Here is a 9,483-nt window from a genome sequence, read left to right as displayed (position 1 = left end):
ACCCGGCACTCGCGCCGCCCGCTCACGCGGCCGGCGCTCCACCACACGCCCTCTAGAGCTCGACCTCAACCAGCAGGTCCCCCTCCGCCACGGCCTTCGCCACCTCGCTGATGCGGCCCGCGGCGCGGATGTCCTGGGCTACTTCGGCGAAGCGGTCGAGGACCGTCTGCGGGCCGGTCACCCGGACCAGGCGGACGTCGGCCCGCATGGACAGGCGTTCCGCGGACTTGGCCTTGCGGATGCCGGCGATCGCCTCCGAGGCCACGGCGAGGAGTTCGCGGTCGGCCTCGCCTGCCGCCGCGCGCAGTTCGTCGGCGGTCGGCCACGGGGCGCGGTGCACCGAGGCGTCGTGCCACCACGACCAGGCCTCTTCGGTGGCGAAGGGCAGGAACGGGGCGAGCAGGCGTTGGAAGGCGGACAGGGCCGTCCGCAGCGTCGCCCGGGCCGAGGCGGCGCCGGACGGGCTCAGGTCGCCGTACGCGCGGGCCTTCACCAGCTCGACGTAGTCGTCGCAGAAGTACCAGAAGAACCGCTCGGTGCGGTCCAGTGCCTTCGCGTAGTCGTACTCGTCGAGCGCCGCCGTCGCCGCGTCGACGACCTCCGCCAGTTCGGCCAGCAGCGCGCGGTCGAGCGGTGCGGTGACGGGGGCGGTCTCGTCGGCCTCGCCCATGGCGAGGACGAACTTCGAGACGTTGAGCACCTTCACGGCCAGCCGTCGCCCGATCCGCATCTGGGCGACGTCGAACGCCGTGTCCGTCGCGGGCCGGGCACTCGCCGCCCAGTACCGCACCGCGTCGGAGCCGTGCTGCTCCAGCAGTGCGGCCGGAGTCACCACGTTCCCCTTCGACTTGGACATCTTCTTCCGGTCGGGGTCGAGGATCCAGCCGGAGATCGCCGCGTGCCGCCACGGCAGCACGCCCCACTCGCTGTGCGCCCGCACGACGGTCGAGAACAGCCAGGTGCGGATGATCTCGTGGGCCTGCGGCCGCAGGTCCATCGGGAACACCCGGGCGAACAGGTCCTCGTCGCGCCCCCATCCGCCGGCGATCTGCGGGGTGAGCGAGGACGTCGCCCAGGTGTCCATCACGTCCGGGTCACCCCCGAACCCCCCGGCCACGCCCCGCTGTTCCTCGTCGTACCCCGGCGGAACGTCGGTGCTCGGGTCGACCGGCAGCGCGGCCTCGTCCGGCACCAGCGGCGTGTCGTGGCGCGGCTGTCCCTCGTCGTCGAGCGGGTACCACACGGGCACCGGCACGCCGAAGAACCGCTGGCGGCTGATCAGCCAGTCCCCGTTGAGTCCTTCGACCCAGTTCTCGTAGCGGACCCGCATGTGTTCGGGGTGCCAGCGCAGTTCACGTCCGCGGGCGACGAGTTCGTCGCGGAGCCCGGCGTCGCGTCCGCCGTTCCTGAGGTACCACTGGCGCGTGGTCACGATCTCAAGCGGCTTGTCGCCCTTCTCGTAGAACTTCACCGCGTGCGTCACGGGCTCGGGCTCGCCGATCAGTTCGCCGGACTCACGCAGCAGGGCGACGATCCGTTCCCGCGCGGTGTGCGGTGTGGCTCCCGCGAGTTGCGCGTACGCGGCGAGCGCCGCGTCCGTGTCGAGCCCTGCCGGAGGTTCGGCGCGGAACCGCCCGTCCCAGCCCAGCACCGCGCGGACGGGCAGGTCGAGTTCGCGCCACCAGGTCACGTCCGTCGTGTCGCCGAACGTGCACACCATCGCGGTGCCGGTGCCCTTGTCGGGGTCGGCCAGGTGGTGTGCCAGGACCGGAACCTCGACGCCGAACACCGGCGTGCGGACGGTGGTTCCGATCAGCTCGCGGTAGCGCTCGTCGTCGGGGTGCGCGACGACGGCGACGCACGCCGGCAGCAGTTCGGGGCGGGTCGTGGCGATCACCAGCCGCCCCCCGTCGGCCCGGATGAAGGCCAAATGGTGCAACGCGCCCGGTCGTTCGCGGTCCTCGAGTTCCGCCTGGGCGACGGCGGTCCGGAAGGTCACGTCCCACAGCGTCGGCGCCTCCGCGAGGTACGCCTCGCCGCGCGCCAGGTTCCGCAGGAACGCCCGCTGCGACGCCGCCCGCGCCGCCGCGTCGATGGTCTGGTAGGTGTGCGACCAGTCGACGGACAGCCCGAGCGTGCGCCAGACGTCCTCGAAGGCCTTCTCGTCCTCGCCGGTGAGGCGTTCGCACAGCTCGATGAAGTTCCGCCGGGACACCGGGAGCTGGGTCTTCCCGGGCTGGGCCGGCGGCTCGAAGTCCGGGTCGTAGGGCAGCGCCGGGTCGCAGCGCACACCGAAGTGGTTCTGCACGCGCCGCTCGGTGGGCAGCCCGTTGTCGTCCCACCCCATCGGGTAGAACACTTCCTTGCCCCGCATGCGCTGGTACCGGGCGATGGCGTCGGTGTGGGTGTACGAGAAGACGTGCCCGACGTGGAGCGCGCCGCTGACCGTCGGCGGGGGCGTGTCGATCGAGTAGACCTGTTCACGCGTCTTCGTCCGGTCGAACGCATATACGCCCGTCTCGTTCCAGACACGCGACCACTTGCGCTCCAGCCCTTCGAGGGCGGGCCGGTCCGGGACGTCTGCATGCCGAGAGGTGGGCGTCATGCCCCGGCATCGTACCGGGGAGCGCACTCCGGACATCCGGGAATTTCCGGCGCTCGTGTAAGGTCGTAGTCCGGTACAGCCATGTGCCACGACGGATCAGGAGTCACGGTGTACACCGCGGGAGCGCGAGCTAGCTGCGTCGAGCCGGAGAACTGAGAGCCTTCTCAGTCCCGTTCTCGGCCCGGCTCGGCGTGTCGTCCACTCCCCCCTCCCGCGACTCCTCCGTGAGGTAACGCCGCCATGCGCTCGACGCAGATCCGCACGCTTTTCACCGACTTCTTCACCTCCCGGGGCCACCGCTCCGTACCCTCCAGCCCGCTGGTGCCGGACGATCCGACGCTGCTGTTGACCAACGCGGGCATGAACCAGTTCAAGCCGTACTTCCTCGGCGAGCGCGAGCCCGAATTCACCCGTGCGACGAGCATTCAGAAATGCGCGCGCACGGTCGACATCGAGAACGTCGGGCGCACCAACCGGCACGCGACGTTCTTCGAAATGCTCGGCAACTTCTCCTTCGGCGACTACTTCAAGGCGGACGCGATCGCGTTCGCGTGGGAGCTGATGACCGAGGGCTTCGGGCTGCCCGAGGACCGGCTGTGGATCACCGTCTACAAGGACGACGACGAGGCGGAGCGGCTGTGGCGCGCGATCGGCGTGCCCGCGTCCCGCATCCAGCGGCTCGGCATGGCGGACAACTACTGGTCGATGGGCGTGCCGGGGCCGAGCGGCCCGTCGTCGGAGATCGCGTACGACCGGGGCCCTGCGTTCGGTCCCGAGGGCGGCCCCGCGGTCGACGGCGAGCGGTACGTCGAGTTGTGGAACCTCGTCTTCATGTCGGACGTCCGCGGCGAGGGCCCCGAGGAGGAGGGCTACCCGGTCCTCGGCCCGCTCGCGCGCAAGAGCATCGACACCGGCCTCGGGCTCGACCGGCTCGCGGCGGTCCTCCAGGACGTGCCGAACGTCGTCGGGACCGACCTGCTGCGGCCCACGCTGGACGCGGTGCGCGAGCTGTCCGGGCGCGACTACCCCGGATCCGGGTCCGACAAGGTGTCGTTCGAGGTCGTCGCGGAGCACGCGCGCTCGATCGCGTTCCTGATCGCGGACGGCGTGCTGCCCGCGAAGGACGGCCGCGGCTACGTCCTGCGCCGCCTCATGCGCCGCGCGATCCGGCACGCGCGGCTGCTCGGCGTCCCCGGCCCGGTGCTGCCGACGGCGACCGCGAGCGTCATAGGCAACCTCGGCGACGTGTGGCCCGAACTGACCCGGCAGGCGTCGCTCATCGAGAAGGTCGTCACCAGCGAGGAGGAGGCGTTCGCGCGCACCCTCACGCAGGGGACGAGGCTGCTGGACGCGGCGATCACCCGCACCCGCGGCGGCGGCACGCGCACACTCCCCGGCGAGACGGCGTTCGAACTCGCGGACACCTACGGGTTCCCGCTGGAGCTGACCGTCGAGGCGGCGCACGACGCGGGCCTCGACGTCGACGAACCGCGGTTCGCGGCACTGCTCGACGAGCAGCGCACCCGCGCCAAGCGCACCGGCCGCGCGAGGACCGCGGACGCGCTGCGCCGCCTCGACGTCTATCGCGAGCTCGCGGGACGTCTGCCGGACACCGAGTTCGTCGGCTACACCGACCTGACCGCGGAGGGCCGGGTCACCGGGATCGTCGCGGACGGCCGGGTCGTGCCGTCCGCGGGCGTCGGGCAGCACGTCGAACTCACGCTGAGCCGCTCGCCGTTCTACGCGCAGGCGGGTGGCCAGGTCGGCGACACCGGAACCGTCGTCGGCGCGGACGGCACGCGACTGCGGGTCACCGACACCCGCTACGGGCTCGACGGCTTCCGCGTCCATTCAGCGGAGGTCCTCGACGGCGAACTCCGCACCGGCGAAAGCGTCGAGGCGTCCGTGGACGGCGACCGGCGGGCGGCGCTCACCCGCTCGCACTCCGCGACGCACATCCTGCACGCGGTGGTGCGGTCGGTCCTGGGCGACCACGCGCGCCAACAGGGGTCGCTCGTCGAACCCGACCGGCTGCGCTTCGACTTCGCGCACTTCTCGGCGCTGCGCCCGGAGGAACTGGCGGAGATCGAGGAGACCGTCAACCGGCACGTGCTGGCGGACCCCGGCGTACGGGCGTGGCACGCGGACCGCGCGGAGGCGGAAGCGGCGGGCGCGATCGCGCTGTTCGGCGAAAAGTACGGCGACACGGTGCGCATCGTCGACATCGGCGACTTCTCCCGCGAGTTGTGCGGCGGGACCCACGTCGCGCACGGCGCGCAGGTCGGCGCGTTCCGGCTGCTGGGCGATGCGTCGGTCGGCGCGAACCTGCGGCGCGTGGAGGCGCTGACCGGGTTCGACGCGCTGCGCCGCGGCGACACCGAGCGGCGGCTGCTGCGCGAGGTCGCGGAACTGCTCGAGTCCCGGCCGGACGACGCGCCCGAGGCGCTGCGCAGGCGGCTGGCGGCGTTCGCGGCGACCGAGGCGGAACTCGGCCGACTGCGTGCGGCGGAACTGCGGGGACGTGCGGACGCGTTGGTGGCGCTCGGCGAACGGGTGGACGGCGGCGGTCGCGTGGTCGTCGGCCGCGTGGACGTCCTTTCGCCGGACGACCTGCGGACGCTGGCGGGCGACGTCGTGGCTCGGCTCGGGTCGGGGCCGTCGGTGGCGGTCCTGGGCTCGGTGTCCGGCGGCAAGGCGCTGCTGACCGCGGCGGTCTCCGGCGACGTGGTGGAGCGCGGCGGCGTCGCGCGCGACCTGCTCTCGCAGGCGTCCCGGCTGGTGGGTGGCGGGGCGGGAGGCAAGGGGGCGGTCGCGAGTGCGGGCGGCCGTCAGGTCGAGGCGCTCGACGAGGCACTGGCGATCGCGGGCCGGGCGGCGCGCGAACTGCTGCGCGGCTCGGTCTGAGCGGCGGGGCGGGGCGGGCCCAACATCCGGCCCCGCGCCCCCCCCCCCCCCCCCCCCCCCTGGGGGGGGGGGGGGGGGGGGGGGGGGGGGGGGGGCCCACAAAACCCCCCCCCCCCCCCCCCGCCCCCGCCCCGACCGCCCTTGTCTTTGTCTCTGCCCCCTTGCCCGCTCCCCCGTGCCCGCTCCCCCGTGCCTGCTGCCCCGTGCCCGCCCCCTCCCCCCTGCCCCCTCGCCCCTTGCCTCTTGCCCCATGCCCCCTGCCCGGTGGAGCGGTTCGCGCATCCCGTGCGCACGGCGACCGCGCTGATCCCGCTGCCGGCGCGGCGCGCGCCCGCGGTGCTCGTGCCGCGCGTCCTCCCGCCCCCTTGGCCCTTGTCCCGCCCACCTGCCCCTGTCCCTGGCCCGCGCCCTCACCCGTTCGTGCGGCGGCCTCGTCCCGTCGGGGCCGGCGAGCGTGAGGGAAATCCGGATGACCGGCGTCACCCCCGCGATCTATGGTGTGCGCATGGATGCGACCTTCATGCTCATCGACGCGCGGTGCCGTGCTTTCGGCGACCGCCCGCGGGGCGTGCATCCTGTGTCGGGCCGGGTCTGGAAGGGCGGTTGGCCCGCCTGGTCACTGTCCGCCCGCGGCTGAGCCGTTCGGGCTGACCTTCCGTCAGTTCTAGGCGTCGTCCGTTGACCTGACGACGTCTCCAAGGCCGTGCGTGTCCGCCGGCCGCACCTCAGCCGTGTTCTCGCCGAGCGACGCCGCCGCACACTTCCCCGTGCGACGGACGCCGTCGCTTCGGCATGCCCGCACGCAGTTCCTGTCTCACGCAACCACGCCCGAGGAAGGGCCATTCCGTCATGACCATGTCCGGGAACACCAGCACCCGCACGCTCGCCCAGGTCCGCAACATCGGGATCATGGCGCACATCGACGCGGGCAAGACCACCACCACCGAGCGGATCCTGCTCTACACGGGTGTCTCGTACAAGATCGGCGAGGTGCACGACGGTACGGCCGTCATGGACTGGATGCGTCAGGAGCGCGAGCGCGGCATCACGATCACGTCCGCCGCGACGACGTGCCACTGGCCGGTGGACGGCGTCGACCACCCGATCAACATCATCGATACGCCGGGCCACGTGGACTTCACGGTCGAAGTCGAACGCTGCCTACGCGTACTCGACGGCGCCGTCGCGGTGTTCGACGGTGTCGCCGGGGTCGAGCCGCAGTCCGAGACGGTGTGGCGGCAGGCCGACCGCTATCGGGTGCCGCGGATCTGCTTCGTCAACAAACTGGACCGCACGGGCGCGGACTTCGCGCGCTGCATCGACATGATCGGGACGCGTCTCGGCGCCGTTCCGCTCGTCGTGCAGCTGCCGATCGGCGCCGAGGCAGGCTTCACCGGCGTCGTCGACCTGGTCGGTATGCGTGCGCTGGTCTGGTCCGCGGAGGCGGCGCTCGGTGAGCGGTACGCCGTCGAGGCCGTCCCCGCGGACCTCGCCGACGCCGCCGCCGAGGCGCGCGTCCGGCTGCTGGAGACGTTGGCCGAGCTCGACGAGGAGTTCTTCGACGTGTACCTGTCGGAGGGTGGTGGTGACGTGGTGGACGAGGCGGCGATCCATGCCGCGATCCGTCGTGTGACGCTCGCCTCGGGCCGCGGTGACGGTGTCACCGTCACTCCCGTGGTCTGCGGAACGGCTTTCAAGAACAAGGGCGTTCAGCCGCTGCTCGACGCCGTCGTGCGCTACCTGCCGTCGCCCCTGGACACCGAGGGCGTCGAAGGGCACGCGGTCGACGGTTCCGGTGCCGTGGTCGTGCGCCGGCCCGCCGAGGACGAGCCGTTCGCCGCGCTCGCGTTCAAGGTCGCCGTCCAGGAGCACCTGGGCAAGCTGACGTTCGTGCGCGTGTACTCGGGCCGGCTCACCCCCGGCGACCAGGTCCGCAACGCGGGCCAGGGACGCAAGGAACGGATCGGCAAGGTCTACCGGATGCACTCCAACAAGCGGGAGGAGATCGCGTATGCGGGCCCCGGCGACATCGTCGCTGTGTCCGGTCTGCGCCTGACCACGACGGGCGACACCCTGTGCGACCCGGCGGCTCCGGTGCTGCTGGAGTCCATGGAGTTCCCGGCGCCGGTCATCGAGGTGGCCATCGAGCCCGCCTCGAAGGCCGACCAGGACAAGCTCGCCGTCGCGATCCAGCGACTCGGTGAGGAGGACCCGTCGTTCCAGGTGAAGACGGACCAGGAGACCGGCCAGACGATCGTGTCCGGCATGGGCGAACTGCACCTCGAGGTGCTGGTCGAACGGATGCGGGACGAGTTCGGCGTGACCGCCACCATCGGGCGGCCGCGCGTCGCGTACCGCGAGACGGTGCTGGCGACGGTCTCCGAGCACGACTTCACCTACCGTCACCAGAACGGCGGCAAGGGGCAGTTCGCGAAGGTCCGGATCACCGTCGAGCCGCTCGCGGGCGAGCACTACGAGTTCGTCAACCGCGTCACCGGCGGCCGCATCCCGCGGCAGTTCATCCCGTCCGTGGACGCGGGCTGCCAGTCGGCGATGGACTCCGGCGTGCTCGCGGGCTACCCCCTGACCGGGGTGCGGGTCACGCTGCTCGACGGCGACTTCCACGAGGTCGACTCGTCCGAGATGGCGTTCGAGCGGGCCGGCTCGATCGCCTTCCAGGAGGCGGTGCGGCTCGCGACACCCGTGCTGCTCGAACCGGTGATGGAGGTCGAGGTCATCACGCCGGAGGACCACGTGGGCGATGTGATCGGTGACCTGAACGCGCGTCGCGGCCACGTGCGTTCGCTCGACGAGAGGTCAGGCGCCAAGGTCGTCACGGCACTTGTGCCGCTGGCGGAGATGTTCGGCTACGTCGGAGATCTGCGCGGGCGCACCTCGGGGCGGGCCGCGTTCACGATGCGGTTCGACTCGTACGCCCAGGTTCCGGCGAACATCGCCGCGACGCTGATGTGACCCCGTGTGGGCCGCCGTCCGTCCTTCCGGGCGGGCGGCGGCCCTGTGTTTTGGAGGGTCAGTCCATGCCCGTCCGACCCGGGGTCCAGAACGGCTTGGTCACCACGGACCGGCGCGGCCACCCGCGTTCCTCGACCAGGACGGCGCGGGCCCGTTGGACGGTCCGGGCCTCGCCCGCGATGTACGCGACGCCCGGCTCGTCCGGGAGCTCGAGGCGGCGCAGGGCGTCGGGCAGCACCTGCGAGGAGGCCGCGGAGGCGTTCCCTCGTACCGCGTACGTGAGTTCGGCGCTCCGGGGCAGCGGCAGCCGGTCGGCCTCGGCCGCCGTCTCGACGACGCCGTACACGCGCACGTCATCCGGCACCGCGGCGAGCATCGCGCCGAGCGGGACCGAGGCGGTCTCCTCGCCGACGAACACGTGGTACGGCGCGTCCTGACGGAGCGTGAAGGAGCCTTCTGGCGCCCGGAAACGGACCTCGTCACCAGGGCGAGTGGTCCGGCCCCAGCGGGCACCCGGCCCCTCACCGTGGTCCATCACGCACAGGTCCAACTCGCCTGCGGTCGCGTCGAACGACCACACCGAGTACGTGCGCAACTCGCCGATCCTGCCGCGCAGTCCGCGACCGGATTCGTCCGGCACCAGGACCCGCACCTGCTGGCCCGGACTGCTGCTGAGCTTCCGGAGTGCCTCTCCTCCGATCCGGATCCGGTTCATCCTTGCCGCGATCCGCTCGGTCTCCAGGACCGACCCGGTAACGACGAAGCGGTCGACGAGTCGCCGGGTCAGTCCGCCGGAACGGGCCGCGCGGCTGGGTGGTTCGGTGCAGACCGGGTCGTGCGGGCCGTGTTCGGCGTCGCCCGGGTCGCGTTGCGCGTTCTGCGGCTGGTGTTCCGCATCGTGCGGGTCGCGTTCCGCGACCTGCGGCCGGTGTTCCGCATCATGCGGTGCGGTCTCGTGGCCTTTGTGCGTCGGAGCCGTCATGGACCCTCCCCCTCTGGGT

5 protein-coding genes are annotated in these 9,483 nt (G+C 72.2%); 3 read left to right on the top strand and 2 right to left on the bottom strand.

The annotated features are described in order from the left end of the window. Positions 1 to 52 precede the first annotated feature (52 nt). A complete protein-coding gene (valS, locus tag QI554_RS28520; protein WP_281473719.1) occupies positions 53 to 2,605 on the bottom strand; it encodes a valine--tRNA ligase in 2,553 nt (850 codons plus the stop codon). Positions 2,606 to 2,845: 240 nt separating this feature from the next. Here valS and alaS point away from each other — a divergent pair, with 240 nt between their 5' ends. The 3 genes from alaS to fusA all read left to right on the top strand — a co-directional run bounded on the left by alaS (position 2,846) and on the right by fusA (position 8,482). Next, entirely contained in the window at positions 2,846 to 5,509 is a 2,664-nt protein-coding gene (gene alaS, locus QI554_RS28515; RefSeq protein WP_281473717.1) for an alanine--tRNA ligase, read from the top strand. A 469-nt stretch (positions 5,510 to 5,978) separates the two neighbouring features. Continuing rightward, positions 5,979 to 6,146 (top strand): hypothetical protein, encoded by a 168-nt coding sequence (locus tag QI554_RS28510; RefSeq protein WP_281473715.1) that lies wholly within the window; start codon positions 5,979 to 5,981, stop codon positions 6,144 to 6,146. 218 nt (positions 6,147 to 6,364) lie between these two features. After that, on the top strand, positions 6,365 to 8,482 hold the full coding sequence (fusA, locus tag QI554_RS28505; RefSeq protein WP_281473736.1) for an elongation factor G: 2,118 nt from the start codon (positions 6,365 to 6,367) through the stop codon (positions 8,480 to 8,482). A gap of 58 nt (positions 8,483 to 8,540) precedes the next feature. Here the strand turns inward: fusA and QI554_RS28500 are convergent, their stop codons facing one another. Beyond that, the gene (locus QI554_RS28500) at positions 8,541 to 9,464 is read right to left on the bottom strand and encodes a siderophore-interacting protein (protein ID WP_281473713.1); all 924 of its coding nucleotides are present in this window, start codon (positions 9,462 to 9,464) and stop codon (positions 8,541 to 8,543) included. Positions 9,465 to 9,483: the final 19 nt, after the last annotated feature.

The organism is Yinghuangia seranimata, from assembly GCF_029953285.1.
GTDB lineage: Bacteria > Actinomycetota > Actinomycetes > Streptomycetales > Streptomycetaceae > Yinghuangia > Yinghuangia seranimata.
The sequence above is the reverse complement of the archived record's forward strand: the minus strand, read 5'-3'. Positions and strand labels throughout refer to the sequence as shown.